We start from the raw sequence: 14,633 nt of genomic DNA, 5'->3' as shown, positions 1-14,633 counted from the left end.
ACCTCAACCAATATCAGACAGTTCGACCCTAACTTTCTCCGTGTTTTCACAGAAGCACTACCGGTGGGCAAGAACTACGCATTGGATTTCCGGTTGCGAGTGTGGGGCGCGGTCGACCGAACCGACTCCGCTTTCAAGATCGTTCTCACCTAAGCCCCGCCAAATTTTAGCGGCTGAAAGCCGAGATTGGCGGATTGACTGTTTGAGAAAGCATTGGAGAGGCGTTCCTCTGAACTAGTCTTGACGCTTTTCATGTTCGTTCCAAATACTCGATTTGAAAATGAAGGAAACACCTTGTGCATTGCTAATCGCGGGCGGGGCGCCTTTTTGCCAAAAGCGCTCCATCTTGCCTTTGTCGTCAAAACCATTGTCGTTGATGACAGTGCGGACGGCCTGGATAAATTGGCCATGACTAAAAATGTAAGCCAGTGCATCAGGCGATAAGGCCGAAAGCCTATCAAGCGTTGCTTCGGCGCGGCGAAGGAGGGTTGCGAAACTTTCTGCGCCTTCTCCGTCGCAATACGTGGGGTCAGCGGTACTCCAGAAACCCTCCACATAGGCTGCCCTCGCAGAGCTAAGGGTACCATTCCATCGAGAAGGTTGAAGGTACGTAAATTCTTCGATCGGCCAAACTTCAACTGGAACGTCGGGGAAGCGCACGATCGTAGGTGCCGCTGTTTGCTGAGTGCGGAGGAATGGTGAGGTGATTATAAGAGTGGGATTTTCCTCCCACGCTTTGGCGACCGCGTTCGCTTGCTGCCAGCCAAGCTCCGTTAGCTCGATCGATGCTAGATCGTTGCTAGGGTTTCCCGCGTTTGCTGTGCTCTGCCCGTGCCGTACAAACGTCGCTTTCACGTTGGGATGCACCTCTTTGAAGCTAATGTGCCAATCTTACATACATTCAGCCATTGCCCATAGAGTCTGCTTCTGCGATCTGTGCGGCGCGGCGCGGTAAATCCCGTCCGCGGGGCGTCGTAACCCCGTTAAAGGCGTAGTCCGGTCGAGTTTCTCGGCCGGGTGGCTGCCGCGTATGTCCAAGGCCCGCCCAAAGGCGGCAGCGCCTTGTGCTACGTGCGGGGTTACGAACACCCGGCTTTAGCCGGAGCCTCTGCGATTGCTTGGGAGGCCGGTGTGCTCGATATTTCCAAAACGGATGCGGTGATGGGCCGCCTATCCGTAATGTTGAATGTCCTCGAAATGGAATTCGGGGTCTCGCCGTTCGAGGTTACAATAGCTGCAATGCTATTAAGCGCAGATGAGTCTGGCGCGCCCGCCATATCAATAATGCAAGACGTGCTGCGAACATACTCTGCGTCGCTCAAACAGCAAACGTCCGAACGTAAGGGCCGCGATCGTTCGAGCGGTAAAACGCGCCTTACCTGATGTCGACCATTCACCGCGGCTGTAAGAAGGTTTCGACAGGCCGCGCGTACGCGAATGGGATGTGTCTTTGATCCCCTCGCATAGCCCAACTTTTCCACATCCCGGCCTCTGCGCATAGACCGACAAAATTAAACGGCCATCCGTCCAACAAGCGCGCGCCGATCGCGACCGTCCGGTGTCGATCGGCCGTCGAAAGATTTTCAAAGGCTGCGCTCTTAATCGCGCGGGAGGGGGGCGAAGGATCGCCGCCGAAATATCGGCAAACCGTTTCCCGTAGACGCGACGAGCGGGGATTCGAGGACACGATGCTGAACACCTGCCTTGTCAGATCGAAATACGCCAAAGGATGAAGATCGCGAAGCGGCGGCGGCGGTGTTCCAGTGCCATAAGCTACGGCGCGCATGGCGTGTTCGAGCTGTAGCGCTCTCGAATCTGCCACGGCAACTGGCGACATGCGGCGATCAAACCCGCACAAGTGACACTGTGGGTCCACACCCCGATGGGGTACCGCCGGCTCTCCGCAGCTCGGACATCGGTCGTGAAGGATTACACCGTGCTTCGAGCAAGAAGTTGAGAATGCTAGCCGCCAGTCTAGGCGATAGTAGGGCTGTGCATCCTCCTCCAGGCAGGCAGGGCACCACTGCTGACCGCCCAACCGCCGGGTTCGATGATACACCCCAAGCGGCAGCACCGAACGGGTTGCTACTTTAACGCGCACCTCCTCGAATACGACGCCTTCGAACGCGCGAAGCGTCGTTTTCTCCAGAACCGATATATTCCGCCCTGTTCGCGAGGCGAGCGACAAAAGGATTTCGGCAGGGGCAATGGCATCGGTGTCTCTGTTCCAGAGTTGCCGGCCCGGCCACAGTAGGTGGCAGAACGTCTGAATTTTTTCGCTATTTCCGAGCGCTAGGCGTCGTAGCCATGACGAGAATAGCTCGTTGGTTTTGGGCTTCGGTCGCCAAGGGAGAAGCGAGGTTGCGGTCAACTACGATGGCCCAAAACGGCCTCGGCCGCTTTCCGTCTATCGTCGGGAGCCACCCATCCCAGACTATCCAATAGATCAGTGTCGATTCGCTCCGCTCCTGCCCGTATCGCTGCCGCAGCGGCTTCTCTGATTAGGCGAGCTATCTCACCGATCGTTCCGCCGGAGAGGCCTAAAATGCGCTCCATCGTTTCCGTTTCCGACAAGCTCGATTGTCGTTGGAGCGGCAATGTGGATTCGATCGTGTTGAGCAGCACTCTACAGGATTTATCGCTACGCCATATCGGGAGGGGCCAATGTTCGAAGCGATTGGTGAGCTGTTCGTCGGATTGCAATGCCCTCAAGGCTGATGGCAGGCCACATCCTATGATGTGAATTTCAAGCTCATTAGAAATATAGCGAAGAAGATTTAAAAAGTGCCTTTGTTGCTCGATCCTGCCGCCGTGGATATTGTGAATCTCATCAATAACAAGAACTTTGAGGCCTACAATCCGGCATATTCTGAGCGTTTGTGATTGAACATGGCTTAACACTGCCGTCCTTTGTGTCGGTACATTTAGCTTTTCGAGGATGGCGAGATAAAATTGCCGGGCGTCAGGGGTCGGCGGCATTTGAATATAAAGCACCGAGCAGCTTACCGCGTCAGCTTCATCATCATGGACTGCGGGATTGGCGTCGGTGAAGCGTCGCACGAGCATGGTTTTTCCGTTATTCGTGGCCCCAGCGATGAGCATACTTGCAGGCCGATGTGACCTCGGACTTCGCAAAAGAGCGTCCATGCGGGTCAGAATACGTTTTGCGGTCCCATAGGACACGAACGGCTCACGAGCGAGGGAGCTGATCCGCTCATTGTCAGAGCAGCCGAGAAGATCCCGAGCGGTCGTCGTCAGTTCGCGAGCGCTGCCGGTCACTCATCGACCTCATAAAATTCGCCAGCTTCCAGATCATCGTCAATAATACGACGCCAAGGCGAAGCCGAGGCCGGTTCATGAGCTTCAGGATGGGATGCCGAATATAATCGGTTGGTTTTCGCGCCAGTTTGACGCTCCCTCGCGAGCCGGCTTTTTCGCGAAGCTTTGCGCGCCTCTAGCGATTTCGCGACTATCTCTCGTTGAAGTTCGGCGGCACGAAACAGAGCTGTTTCGTCGTAACCACGTTGCCCATTGGCGCGCAGGTGCTTGCGAGCATTTTCTAATTCCCACGCTGTGATACTTGGGCGGGATATGTCGCGTGAACGCACCGGATAATATACATTGTCGTCAGGGCAGAGAAACCAAATGCGAGATACGTCGCGGGGGTCACGGCGAACAACGAATTTTCTTCGCCCCCTGTCATCGAGATAAGGTATGAGAATGTCATCCATATATAGGACGCCACCCCATTTGATCCCTCGGCGGTTAACTGATCGTCGCTCTATTGGTAGAAAGTCTATTAGAAGTCTTGCAGGGTCACTGATCGGCGTTGGGATACCCCTACCTGCCTGCTGCTGATTTCCGAAGATGCCCGCCTGCCACCTCGCGTTCGGCGTCATTCCATGGTGGCTATGAACGCTGCAATGGTAATGGCTTGCGATGAAGGTTGCGATCAGTAGTTCCAACTCTTGCATCGTGAGTGACGCATCTTTGGCAGGATTGGCGTCACCGCGTTCAGCTACCGAGCCGCCCGTCGCACCCGGCAAAGTCCTCAAAGATCGCATTGCCGTACCGATCACACGCTCTACAATCCCGCCGAAATGGGGCATCCCACCTGGACGGAAATCGATCTCCATACCCCAAGACCGACAACCCAGATCGACGGCTTCAGATCGAAAGTCCGATCCGTTGTCAGTGTAGATTTGGTCGGGCCGACCATAGGGAAGCCACTTCGGGACAAGGCCAATCCGAGCTGCCCATCCGTCTTTTGGCAGGATGCTATGTACTAGGCAGAGTCCGACGGAGGTGGAAGACGGCGCTTCCAGCGAAAGGTAAAATCCGAGAACGGCTCTCGAATATTCGTCAATTGCGACCGTTATCCAAGGTCGCTCAAGCGGCTGACGTAGGGCCGCATCCACAACGATGAGATCGACGCGCGTGTGGTCGACCTGGATTCGCTGCAGGGGGAACGTGGTCTCGGGCGTTGAGCCTGACAGCAAACCGAACTGTTCGCGCGCTCGCTTCGCGCCTTCGCGCGAGCGCACGATTTGCACTGCCGGGATGGCCGCTATCCGTCTCCGTATCGTCTTTGGATCCGGCAGCGCGAGGCCAAGTTGCTGGGTCCGCCGACGTATTTCCAATACCGTTTGAGTGACCGTGGGCCTCATGCGACTGAGATGATAGGAAGCGATCACCTCGGCCATGACAGCTTCGACACGCGGAGCGACCATGCTCCTACCCGACAACGAGGATCGCCTTCGCGGAGCCAAATCCGCAAGCCTCCGGGTCGCGCCGTACCTTTTTAGCAAGGTATATACGGTGCGAACTGAGCAGCTTAGCTCTTCAGCCGCGAGGCTTACCTCCCGGTTCGTACGCTTGGGGAGTGCGAGTAGCCGGTCCAATACCGGCTTTCTTTGCGTCGCGATCCTCAGCCGGGTGGGTGATGCCATAATGTCGTCGCCATCGACAGTTTCCGGGTTTGCCGCTGTTTCGAGCGGTTTCTCATGCTTTGGCGACTCGGTCACGGTGTTGCCTCCGATGGCGCTGACGGCGGGCGAAGCGATATCCACTGCAACCTATCGCTCCCCAAAATGCAGTCAACGGGCGGTCAGATTCGATCAGAAACCGGTAGCTGCTGCAACGACTCGGCGGCAATCCACAGGCGGGTTGAAGGTCAAGCCGGGCGAGGTGAGTCTCGCGCATCTCGGCGTGCTGTTCCTCGATGAGTTGCCTGAATTCCAGCGCGTCGTGCTCGATTCGCTGCGCCAGCCGCTCGAGACCGGCACGGTCAGCGTCGCGCGCGCCAATGCCCATGTGACCTTCCCGGCGCGGGTCCAGTTGATCGCCGCGATGAACCCGTGTCGCTGCGGCCATCTCGGCGACGCCGCGCTCGCCTGTTCGCGCGCGCCGCGGTGCGCGGTCGATTACCAGGCGAAGGTATCGGGGCCGCTGCTCGACCGGATCGACCTGCATGTCGAGGTGGAGGCGGTGCGCGCGGCCGATCTGGTCCTGCCGCCGCCCGCCGAAGGGTCCGCCGAGGTTGCCGCGCGGGTCGCCGCCGCGCGCGCGATCCAGCGCGCGCGCTATGCGGAGGAAGGGGGCCGGACCAACGCCGAGGCGGACGGCGCGTTGCTCGATCGCGTGGCGACCCCGGACGATGTTGGGCGGGCGCTGCTCGCACAGGCGTCGGAGGCGATGCGGCTGTCCGCGCGCGGCTACACCCGCGTGCTCAGGACCGCGCGGACGATCGCGGATCTCGAGGGGGGCGAGGGGGTTACGCGGCTGCACGTTGCCGAGGCGCTGAGTTATCGGCGACGAACGCCCGTCAATTGAGGGCGCCCAAGGCTGGAAACGGGCCGGGCGACGGGGCAGTACGGTCGCGTCGCGGTGGTGGAGAGAAGCGATGACACAGGACCTCATCCGCGAGCGGCAGGCCATGCTTGCGGGAATGACGCCCACGCTCAAGGCGGGCAGCTACCATTTCTGCACGACGGACGCGGCGACGGTGCCGGCGTCGCTGCTGTCCCGGAGCCTCGCGATCTTCCGGGAGGACAAAGGCACCGCGCTGATCCTCTCCAGCGAGGATGCGCAGGCCCATGGCTTCGACCTGTCGATGCCGATGGCCCGGATCGTGCTGGAGGTCTATTCCGCGCTGGACGGGGTCGGGCTTACCGCCGGGGTTGCCGGGGCGCTCGCCGATGCGGGGATCCCGTGCAACATGGTTGCGGCCTATCATCACGACCACGTGTTCGTGCCGGAGGCGATGGCGCAGCGGGCCGTCGAGATGCTCCTGGCCGTACAGCGCGATGCAACGTCGTTGCCGGATTGATGCCGTGCGGGCACGCCCCGGATCGCACCGTCGGGGGCAAATCGGCGCGATGCAGGATCGGTTCGCAACAGGGTGTTGCAGCGTCGCGCAGCTTGCGCTAGCGGAGCTTGCGTGCGGGCGTGGTGGAACTGGTAGACGCGCCGGACTCAAAATCCGGTTCCGCAAGGAGTGTCGGTTCGATTCCGACCGCCCGCACCACCATCCCGGCCGAGCGCATTGTCGCTTGTGTGCGGGATCGCTAGCCTCCCGTCATGCCACGCGCGCTCAAAGTCTTTCGTACCCCGATCGGGTTCCACGACGCCTATGTCGCGGCCCCGACGAAGAAGGCCGCGCTGGAAGCGTGGGGCACGACGCACGACCTGTTCGCCCGCAGGCAGGCGGAGATCGTCACCGATCCCGCCCTGACGGAAGAACCGCTCGCGCAGCCAGGCGTAGTGATCAAGCGATCGCGCGGGACCACCGCGGCGCAGATCGCGGCGTTGCCGGCGGTCGAGCGACCCGATCCGGCGGAAGACCCGGTGGAGCCGCCGCCCGCCGCCAGGACGGCGAAGAAAGCCGCCAAGCCAGAACGCAAACCGGCACCCGTCATCCCCCGTCCGTCGCCTTCCGCGCTGGAAGCCGCCGAGGCTGCGGTCGCGGACGCCGAGAAGCGCCATGCCGAGGAAACCCGCGCGCTCGAGCGCGAGCAGGCCGCGCTCGACCGGCGGCGACGCGAGCTCGAGCGGACGCACGCCGCCGAACGATCCGACCTGCGCGATGCCGCCGACCGGGCGAACAAGGCCTATGCGGCGGCGCTCAAACGCTGGCGCGCGGCGCGCGCAGGGCCGGGCGACTGACGAACGGTTTGCGCGCCGGCGCGTTGGGGGACGGCACCGCAGAGGGAATTCCGCCATGTCCGACTTCGATCTCGACCGATTCCGTGTGGCGCAGTCTGGCGTTTATGACACCGCGCTCGCCGAGATACGCGCCGGGCAGAAGCGCAGCCACTGGATGTGGTTCGTCTTTCCGCAGGTCGCCGGGCTGGGCAGCAGCCCGACCGCACGGCATTTCGCGATCGGTTCGCTCGACGAGGCGCGTGCGTATCTGGCGGATCCGGTGCTCGGGGGACGCTATCTCGCTGCGGTGGAGGCCTTGCAGGGGGTGACCGGCAAATCGGCGGAGCAGATCTTCGGCGGCGTGGATGCGATGAAATTGCGGTCGTCGCTGACGCTGTTCGAGGCGGCGGGGGTCGAGATGGCGGGGGTCGGACCGATGCTCGGCGCGGCGCTGGAGCGATGGTTCGTAGGCGAACGCGATGCGCGGACGCTGGCGTTGCTGGCTACTGGTCGGGGTGGGTGAGCCCTCCAGCGGTTCTGTTCGAGGGATGTCGGCAACGACCGCTGGTAGCGAACGGGAGGCCGCAGCGGACCCCGGCTTCTAGCAATGCCTTTCGAGAAAGCCCCAACGTGCTCCTGCGCAGGCAGGAGCCCAGGAGTCGCATGAGCCAGGCGGCGTTGGTCTGCGTAACCCTGGGTTCCTGCTTTCGCAGGAACACGGGGGATGGAGCCGAGACCGGGGTTACGACACGGGCGAAGCGAAGGCCCGGTCAGCGCGTCACGCCGTCTCCAGCGACTCGCTGACCTGGAACCACACCGCTTCCGCGGTATCGAGCTTCTTGCTGATCTGCGCACGCTGCTTGGCGAGTTCGGCCGCGTTCATCCGCGACAGCCACGCTTCCGCCGTCGACGGATCCGCCATCGCGCGGTCCACGGCGTTCAACTGCTTGGTCAGCTTGGCGACCAACGCCTCGGCTTCATGCGCCTTCTTCTGGAGCGCGACCGCTGCGGCGGAGATCTGCGGCTTGTCGTCCTTCTTGACCGCCTTGGTCTTCGCCCCTTCGCCGCCGCCGTCTCCGGCGAGCACGAAGGCGATATAATCCTCCATGCTGCCCGCATATTCCTTCGCGGTGCCGCCATCGACCAGCACCAGCCGGTCGGCGGTGAGCTCGACCATGTGGCGATCGTGGCTGACGAGAATCACCGCGCCGTCATAGGCGTTGAGCGCCTGTACCAACGCTTCGCGTGCATCGACGTCGAGATGGTTCGTCGGCTCATCGAGGATCAACATGTGCGGCGCATCACGCGTGATCAGCGCGAGCGCCAGCCGCGCGCGCTCGCCGCCCGAGAGCTTGCCGACCTTCTGGGTCGCCTTGACGCCCGAGAAACCGAACCGCCCGAGCTGCGCGCGGACCGCGCCGGGGGTCTTGCCCGACATCATCCGAGTCATATGTTCGAGCGGGGTGTCGTCGCCGTCGAGTTCCTCGACCTGATACTGGGTGAAATAGCCGACGCGCATCTTGCCGCTGGCGTTCATCTCGCCGTCCATCGTCGGCAATTGCGCGGCGAGCAGGCGGGCGAGGGTGGTCTTGCCGTTGCCGTTGCGCCCCAACAGCGCGACGCGATCGTCCGGGTCGAGGCGGAGGTTGAGCCGCTGGAGGATCGGCTTTTCGGCATAACCAACCGCAGCCATGTCGAGCGTGATCAGCGGCGGGCGCAATTCCTCTGGCGACGGGAATTCGAACGACAGCGTCGGATCCTCCGCCATCGAGGCGATCGGCTGCATCTTGGCGAGCATCTTCTGGCGGCTCTGCGCCTGTTTCGCGGTCGAGGCGCGCGCGCTGTTCTTGGCGATATATTCGCTGAGCTTGGCGCGTTGCGTATCCTGCGCGGCCTTGGCGGCGGCGAGCTGCGCGACCCGCTCGGCACGCTGGCGCTCGAAACTGTCGTAGCCGCCGGTGTAGAGATGGACCTTGCCGCCCTCGAGATGGAGGATCGTGTCGACCACGTTGTTGAGCAGATCGCGCTCGTGGCTGATGACGACCATCATCGCGGGATAGGATTTGAGGAAATTCTCGAGCCACAAAGTCGCTTCGAGATCGAGATGGTTCGACGGCTCGTCGAGCAGCAGCAGATCGGGTTCGGAGAAGAGCAGTGAGGCGAGCGCGACGCGCATCTTCCAGCCGCCCGAATAGCTGTCGAGCGGACGTCCCTGCATTTCCTCGTCGAACCCGAGGCCGACGAGAATCCGCGCGGCGCGGGCCGGGGCGGTATAAGCGTCGATCGCGATCAGGCGTTCGTGGATTTCGCCGACGCGGTTGGGGTCCTGGCTCGTCTCGGCCTCGACCAGCAGTTCCGCGCGCTCGGTATCGGCGGCGAGAACCTGCTCGATCGGCGTGGTCGTCCCCGAGGGCGCTTCCTGCGCGATATAGCCGATGCGGGTGCCGCGCGGCATCTCGATCTCGCCGAGATCGGGTTCGAGCTGGCCGATCATGACCTTCATCAGCGTGGACTTGCCCGCGCCGTTGCGTCCGATCAGGCCGACGCGACTCTTCGGCGGCAAGGCCGCGCTCGCGCCGTCGAGAATGGCGCGCCCGCCGAGGCGCACCGTGATACTGTTGATGTTCAGCATGCGCGACCGCGTAGCAGAATGTTGCGCCGCACCCAAGGGTCTGTTCCGGGGGACGGCGCGTTGGTGGACATTCGCGGCCGACGGCCGGATGAAGCCCCTATGAGGACCGAACAATGAGCGTAGCGTTTCGCCGCGAGAGCGATGACGAACATCTCGAACCCAAGTTCGAGCGGCCGATCGCGCCGGGGCCCAATCTGGTCACCCCGCGCGGGCTCGCGCTGATCGATGCCCAGGTCGTGCGGCTCGATGCCGCGCTGGCGCAGGCCGCCGCGGAGGATCGGCCGGCCTTGCTGCGCGAGCAGCGGTATTGGCACACGCGCCAGACCACCGCGGAAGTCGTGCCGGCGCCCGAACCGGGAGAGATTGCGATCGGCAGCCGGGTCACGTTCCTGCTCGGGGGAAGCGAGCGGACGGTCGAGATCGTCGGCGGCGACGAAGCGGAGCCGGCGGAGGGCCGGATCGGCTTCCAGGCCCCGCTGGCGCGCGCCTTGATCGGCGCGGAGGTGGGCGAGTGTGTGGAATTCGGCGGGAAGGCCGATGCGATCGAGATCGTCCGGGTTCGCTGAGTCGCGCCCCATGCGGAGTTGGCGCAGCGTAAACGAAAATGCAGCCCGTGACGGGACCAGGTGCTGTTCGAACGGCGTGTTTACCCGTTCATCGGAATTTCACAGCTTGTCTCGTAATAGCTAGGTTTATTGGACAATTAGATACAATAGGTGTCGGTGATCCATGGTCATGGATGACTCGTCAAGGATCGTAACTTTACAAGGACGACAGGTAACCGTACGAATTGATGAGGTCGGGCTTCCCGAATAGTGCCACGCCGTCTGACGGATCACGATATCAATATCGTGTCTTGATAATGGCTAAGGGGTGGATGGGCATGATGGCAGGGGGCGAAAACAGTGTGCCAGCGTAACCTCACCGATCGCCACAAACGCATCACGGGCCTTATCGATGGTCTTGATTAAACAGCCGTATTTGTTGGTCCTCAATATCGAACTGGTGAAATGGGGCGGGCGCTACTGGGCGGAACCCCTGTGGCACAAGGACCTGATGCTGCATCTGGCCAATATCGATGCGTTGACCCTGCTGTGTCCGGTTCGCGAAGGTCCGCCGCCGCAAGACTGGCTTGCCTGCTCCGATTCTCGTCTTTCGATCGTGGGTGTCAGGCCGCTGGGCTATTCGAGCGTGTTGCGGATACCCCAGTTGGTCGCGGCGATCTGGAACGCGGTCGGTCGCCACGAGATCATTCATACCGGCGTGGCCGGCTGGCCGTTTCCGATCGGCTGGGTCGCGGTGCCGATCGCATGGCTTCGGCGCCGCTTTCTGGTCATCGTCGTCGAATCGAGCTTCTGGCGGGCCGCCTCCGGCAAAAGCAGCCCGTGGGCGCGTGCCAAGGCCGGCCTGTTCGAGACCATCAACCGGTTTTGCATCCGGCTGGCGTCGGCAAGCTTTTTCACGACGGAAGCCTATGCAACGGACCTCGGCCGTTCGGCGCATGGGTTCAAGACCGTTTCCCCAGCGAGCTGGATCGATGATTCCTCGATCCTGTCTCATGCAGCGATCACCGCGCGGGGAGTCCGGGCGGAGCAACGGTTGTTGTACGCTGGCCGCCTGACGGCGGAAAAGGGCGTGAACGTCCTGTTGCAAGCGATCGAGCGGAGCGACGCAGCGGTCGATATCATGGGCGATGGGGATCTGCGCGATGCCTGTCGGGCCGTCGCCGAGCGCCACCCCCAGCGAGTCCAGGTCCTCGCGCCAGTGCCATACGGACCGGCCTTCTACGAAACGCTCGATCGCTACGCAGCGGTCATCGTCCCCACCCTGTCCGACGAACAGCCGCGCATCATCGTCGATGCCTTTGCGCGCGGGGTTCCCGTCATTGCCTCCGCGACCTCGGGCAACGTCGGGTTCGTGACGCATCAGCGCTACGGCTGGATCGTCCAGCCCGATGATTGCGACCAGCTCGCCGAGACGATGACGCAAGCTATCGCCGATCCTTCTGCGGGGCTGACTTATGGGCTGAACGCGCGCGAGCGGATCGCGCCGCATACCCATAGCGCGATGCATGCGCGGCGCGCGGCCGATATCGCGCGGGAATTCACCCTGCGGCTTCCGTTCAAGCCGCAGCGCGCCCTGTAAGGCACCCTGTAAGGCGCTGTTACCGTGGCAGCGTGATCCGCGCGACCAGCCCGCCGCCGTCGCGGTTTTCGAGGGTGATGTCGCCGCCCGCATCGCGCACGATCGACCGCGCGAGCGCAAGGCCGAGGCCGATCCCCCCGGTCTCCCGATTGCGCGAGGTCTCCAGCCGGGTGAAGGCGTCGAACACGTCGCCGAACCGTTCGGGGGGAATGCCGGGGCCGCGATCACACACCGCGATGACCACCGATCGCGCAGAGCCGACCACCTTCACCTCGGCCGAACCGGCATATTTCAGCGCGTTCTCGATCAGGTTGCGCACCGCCCGGCGCATCAGTCCGGGCCGCAACCGCATCCGTAGCCGGGCGGCTTCCGCGAACACCACGTCGTTGCCGAGATCGCGGAAATCCTCGACCACGGCGTCCACCAGCGCGGCGAGATCGACCTCGGTCGGCGGTTCGCTCGGGCGCCCGAGCCGCGCGAGCGAGAGGATGTCGTCGAGCGTGCTGTTCATCTCCGCGATCGTCTCGGCCATCTTCTCGCGGTCGGTATCGTCCTCGACCGACTCGATCCGGACGCGCAGCGCGGCGAGCGGGGTGCGCAGGTCATGCCCGATCGCCCCCAGCATCCGGTCCTTTTCGTCGAGCATCGCCGTTACGCGGAGCCGGAGCGCGTTGAACGCGGTGATGGTGTCGCGCACGTCCTGCGGCCCCCCTTCGGCGACCGGCACGTCAATTTCGCCCGGGACGAAGCGGCGTGCCGCCTCGGCAAGGCTGCGCAACGGGCGCGAGATCCGCCGGCCGGCCCACAACAGGGGGACCAGCACGATCGCGTACAAAATCAGGGTTTGGGCAACCAGACGCGAGATGATCGAGGATTCGCTGCGGGACCAGGGCAGGCTCAGCACGAGCCAGCGATGGTCGGTCCGCTCGACCGCGACGACCAGCTCGCCCCCTTCGCGCAGCAGCCGCTCCACCCGCGCCTGGCTGACATAGCGCAGCCGCGGATCGTCCTTGGTGATGGGCAGAACCTGCGTTTCGATCCGCTGCGGCTTGAGCCCAGCCTCGATCAACGCCGCATGCAGCGCCTCCTCGACCTCGCCGACGCGGTCTTGTCCCTGCGCGATCGGCGAGCGGGGGACGAGGCGAATGCGCCGGTTGTGGTCGTTCGGGGGACGACCCGCCGCGATCCGTTCCTCGGCGTCGACGATCCGCGTCACCACCGGGCCGGTCGCCTGGTCGAGCCGCGCCTGGCGGCGCTGCTGCAGCAGCAGGGTGAAATTGATCGCCTGCGCAATGAACAGCGCGACCGCGATCAGCAACGCCATCTGCCCCGATAGGCTGCGGGGCAGGAGCTTCAAAGCCGCGTCACCTCGGCGGCGAGCGTATAGCCACCGCCCCACACCGTCTTGATCAGGTCTGGCGCCTTGGGGTCGGCTTCGATCTTGCGGCGCAGGCGGCTGACCTGATTGTCGATCGCGCGGTCGAACGCGGCGGCCTCGCGGCCCTGCGTCAGGTCGAGCAGCTGGTCGCGCGTCAGCACCTGGCGCGGGCGCGTGACGAGCGCGTGGAGGAGGTTGTACTCGCCGGTCGACAGCGGCACCGACACGCCGTCGCGGTCGACCAGCGTGCGCTCGCCCGACTTGAGCACCCAGCCGGCGAAGGCGAACGAGCCCGCCTCGGGTGCGTGCTGGCGCGTCCCCCCGGCAGCGGCGCGGCGGAGGATCACCTTGACCCGCGCCGCGAGTTCGCGCGGCGAGAAGGGCTTCACGACATAATCGTCCGCGCCCATCTCGAGCCCGACGATCCGGTCGGTCTCCTCGGTCCGCGCGGTGAGCAGGATGACCGGGATCTCGCCCGATTCCCGGATATGGCGCGTCAGGCTCAGGCCGTCCTCGCCCGGCATCATGATGTCGAGGATGACGAGGTCGATCGCATAGGCGTTCATCCGCGCGCGCGCGCCTTCGGCGTCGCCCGCCTGCGTGACGCGAAAGCCCTGTCGCGTCAGATATTGGGCGAGCGGTTCGCGGATCGAGCGCTCGTCGTCGACCAGCAACAGGTGCGGCGTATCTCCCATGGGGTCGGGGTTTAGCATGATGCTCCGCTCAGGGAAGGGAGGGCCGGGCGAGCGGGGGAACTCGCCCGGCGACCGGGCCGCGGGGTTACTGGCCCGGTTTGGTGGAAGGGGGCGACTGCGACGGCGCTTGCGCCGGCGGCGGTGCGATCGCATCGGCCGGGTCGGATCGGCCACCGCGCTGCATCATGCTGCGCGCACGATCCATCCACGCCTTCATTTCGTCCGGCGTGATCATGCCGTCGCGATTGGCGTCGATCCGGTCGAAACGGTTGCCGGCCTGCACCAGATATTCGGATCGCGACAGTTTGCCGTCGTGGTCCGCGTCCGCACGGCCCATCATCCGGCCGCCGGGGCCGGTCATCTCGTCGGCAGTGAGGAACCCGTCGTGATTGAGGTCGAGCCGGTCGAAGCGCTGGCTCGCCTGCGCATCCGCCTCGGCGCGCGAGATCTTGCCATCGCCGTTGGTATCGGCGCGCATCATGCCCGCCATCGGTCCGCCGCCGGGGGGCGGCGCGCCGCGCGGCGCCATCTGGCCGACGGCGGACGGGTCCTGCTGGGCGCTCGCCGCGAAGGGGACGGCGACCAGAAGCGCGCTCGCCATGAGAAGCATCTTGTGCATTGCCGGTTCCTCCCAGGGCGG

The 14,633-nt window shown here is 63.6% G+C and carries 13 protein-coding genes, 1 tRNA gene and 1 pseudogene; 7 read left to right on the top strand and 8 right to left on the bottom strand.

All coding sequences use genetic code 11. The features are described 5' to 3' along the window. Positions 1 to 234: 234 nt before the first annotated feature. From L8K25_RS19180 to L8K25_RS19165, 4 genes are all read right to left on the bottom strand, one after another. A complete protein-coding gene (locus tag L8K25_RS19180; protein WP_242140595.1) occupies positions 235 to 855 on the bottom strand; it encodes a histidine phosphatase family protein in 621 nt (206 codons plus the stop codon). A gap of 538 nt (positions 856 to 1,393) precedes the next feature. Further along, a complete protein-coding gene (locus tag L8K25_RS19175; RefSeq protein ID WP_242140594.1) occupies positions 1,394 to 2,371 on the bottom strand; it encodes a TniQ family protein in 978 nt (325 codons plus the stop codon). Then, positions 2,368 to 3,279 (bottom strand): TniB family NTP-binding protein, encoded by a 912-nt coding sequence (locus L8K25_RS19170; protein WP_347341164.1) that lies wholly within the window; start codon positions 3,277 to 3,279, stop codon positions 2,368 to 2,370. Before L8K25_RS19170 ends, L8K25_RS19175 begins: the two co-directional genes overlap by 4 nt. Beyond that, positions 3,276 to 4,949 (bottom strand): Mu transposase C-terminal domain-containing protein, encoded by a 1,674-nt coding sequence (locus L8K25_RS19165; RefSeq protein WP_277923727.1) that lies wholly within the window; start codon positions 4,947 to 4,949, stop codon positions 3,276 to 3,278. The genes L8K25_RS19170 and L8K25_RS19165 overlap by 4 nt, the downstream gene beginning before the upstream one ends. Positions 4,950 to 5,025: 76 nt before the next feature. On the opposite strand from L8K25_RS19165, the pseudogene L8K25_RS19160 reads away from it, so the two are divergent. From L8K25_RS19160 to L8K25_RS19140, 5 genes and pseudogenes are all read left to right on the top strand, one after another. After that, positions 5,026 to 5,832: pseudogene (locus L8K25_RS19160) on the top strand (ATP-binding protein); the annotation flags it as partial. Between the two features lie 70 nt (positions 5,833 to 5,902). After that, positions 5,903 to 6,328 (top strand): ACT domain-containing protein, encoded by a 426-nt coding sequence (locus tag L8K25_RS19155; RefSeq protein ID WP_242140592.1) that lies wholly within the window; start codon positions 5,903 to 5,905, stop codon positions 6,326 to 6,328. A 113-nt stretch (positions 6,329 to 6,441) separates the two neighbouring features. Then, positions 6,442 to 6,526, top strand: a tRNA-Leu gene (locus L8K25_RS19150). Positions 6,527 to 6,579: 53 nt separating this feature from the next. After that, positions 6,580 to 7,164: a hypothetical protein gene (locus tag L8K25_RS19145; RefSeq protein WP_242140591.1), complete on the top strand. Its 585-nt coding sequence runs from the start codon at positions 6,580 to 6,582 to the stop codon at positions 7,162 to 7,164. Between the two features lie 55 nt (positions 7,165 to 7,219). Next, a complete protein-coding gene (locus L8K25_RS19140) occupies positions 7,220 to 7,666 on the top strand; it encodes a DUF1810 domain-containing protein (RefSeq protein WP_242140590.1) in 447 nt (148 codons plus the stop codon). Positions 7,667 to 7,921: 255 nt separating this feature from the next. On the opposite strand, the gene L8K25_RS19135 is transcribed toward L8K25_RS19140, so the two are convergent. Next, on the bottom strand, positions 7,922 to 9,775 hold the full coding sequence (locus tag L8K25_RS19135) for an ABC-F family ATP-binding cassette domain-containing protein (RefSeq protein WP_242140589.1): 1,854 nt from the start codon (positions 9,773 to 9,775) through the stop codon (positions 7,922 to 7,924). A gap of 113 nt (positions 9,776 to 9,888) precedes the next feature. Between L8K25_RS19135 and L8K25_RS19130 the strand changes: the two genes are divergently transcribed. Next, on the top strand, positions 9,889 to 10,341 hold the full coding sequence (locus L8K25_RS19130; RefSeq protein WP_242140588.1) for a GreA/GreB family elongation factor: 453 nt from the start codon (positions 9,889 to 9,891) through the stop codon (positions 10,339 to 10,341). A gap of 391 nt (positions 10,342 to 10,732) precedes the next feature. Beyond that, a complete protein-coding gene (locus tag L8K25_RS19125; protein ID WP_242140587.1) occupies positions 10,733 to 11,920 on the top strand; it encodes a glycosyltransferase in 1,188 nt (395 codons plus the stop codon). 19 nt (positions 11,921 to 11,939) lie between these two features. Here the strand turns inward: L8K25_RS19125 and L8K25_RS19120 are convergent, their stop codons facing one another. The 3 genes from L8K25_RS19120 to L8K25_RS19110 form a co-directional block, all read right to left on the bottom strand. Further along, positions 11,940 to 13,244: an ATP-binding protein gene (locus L8K25_RS19120; protein WP_242140602.1), complete on the bottom strand. Its 1,305-nt coding sequence runs from the start codon at positions 13,242 to 13,244 to the stop codon at positions 11,940 to 11,942. Between the two features lie 29 nt (positions 13,245 to 13,273). Further along, positions 13,274 to 13,993, bottom strand: a complete 720-nt coding sequence (locus L8K25_RS19115; protein WP_242140601.1) for a response regulator — start codon at positions 13,991 to 13,993, stop codon at positions 13,274 to 13,276. 85 nt (positions 13,994 to 14,078) lie between these two features. Next, a complete protein-coding gene (locus tag L8K25_RS19110; RefSeq protein ID WP_242140586.1) occupies positions 14,079 to 14,612 on the bottom strand; it encodes an EF-hand domain-containing protein in 534 nt (177 codons plus the stop codon). Positions 14,613 to 14,633: the final 21 nt, after the last annotated feature.

The organism is Sphingomonas sp. TREG-RG-20F-R18-01 (genome assembly GCF_022662475.1).
GTDB lineage: Bacteria > Pseudomonadota > Alphaproteobacteria > Sphingomonadales > Sphingomonadaceae > Sphingomonas.
This window is presented reverse-complemented; position numbering and strand designations above follow the sequence as displayed.

What these genes read in the sequence shown, in the direction of transcription:
- L8K25_RS19165 (WP_277923727.1), bottom strand. Translation starts at nt 4,949, where the DNA reads ATGGCATCACCCACCCGGCTGAGGATCGCGACGCAAAGAAAGCCGGTA.
- L8K25_RS19155 (WP_242140592.1), top strand. Translation starts at nt 5,903, where the DNA reads ATGACACAGGACCTCATCCGCGAGCGGCAGGCCATGCTTGCGGGAATG.
- L8K25_RS19145 (WP_242140591.1), top strand. Translation starts at nt 6,580, where the DNA reads ATGCCACGCGCGCTCAAAGTCTTTCGTACCCCGATCGGGTTCCACGAC.
- L8K25_RS19140 (WP_242140590.1), top strand. Translation starts at nt 7,220, where the DNA reads ATGTCCGACTTCGATCTCGACCGATTCCGTGTGGCGCAGTCTGGCGTT.
- L8K25_RS19135 (WP_242140589.1), bottom strand. Translation starts at nt 9,775, where the DNA reads ATGCTGAACATCAACAGTATCACGGTGCGCCTCGGCGGGCGCGCCATT.
- L8K25_RS19130 (WP_242140588.1), top strand. Translation starts at nt 9,889, where the DNA reads ATGAGCGTAGCGTTTCGCCGCGAGAGCGATGACGAACATCTCGAACCC.
- L8K25_RS19125 (WP_242140587.1), top strand. Translation starts at nt 10,733, where the DNA reads ATGGTCTTGATTAAACAGCCGTATTTGTTGGTCCTCAATATCGAACTG.
- L8K25_RS19120 (WP_242140602.1), bottom strand. Translation starts at nt 13,244, where the DNA reads ATGGCGTTGCTGATCGCGGTCGCGCTGTTCATTGCGCAGGCGATCAAT.
- L8K25_RS19115 (WP_242140601.1), bottom strand. Translation starts at nt 13,993, where the DNA reads ATGGGAGATACGCCGCACCTGTTGCTGGTCGACGACGAGCGCTCGATC.
- L8K25_RS19110 (WP_242140586.1), bottom strand. Translation starts at nt 14,612, where the DNA reads ATGCACAAGATGCTTCTCATGGCGAGCGCGCTTCTGGTCGCCGTCCCC.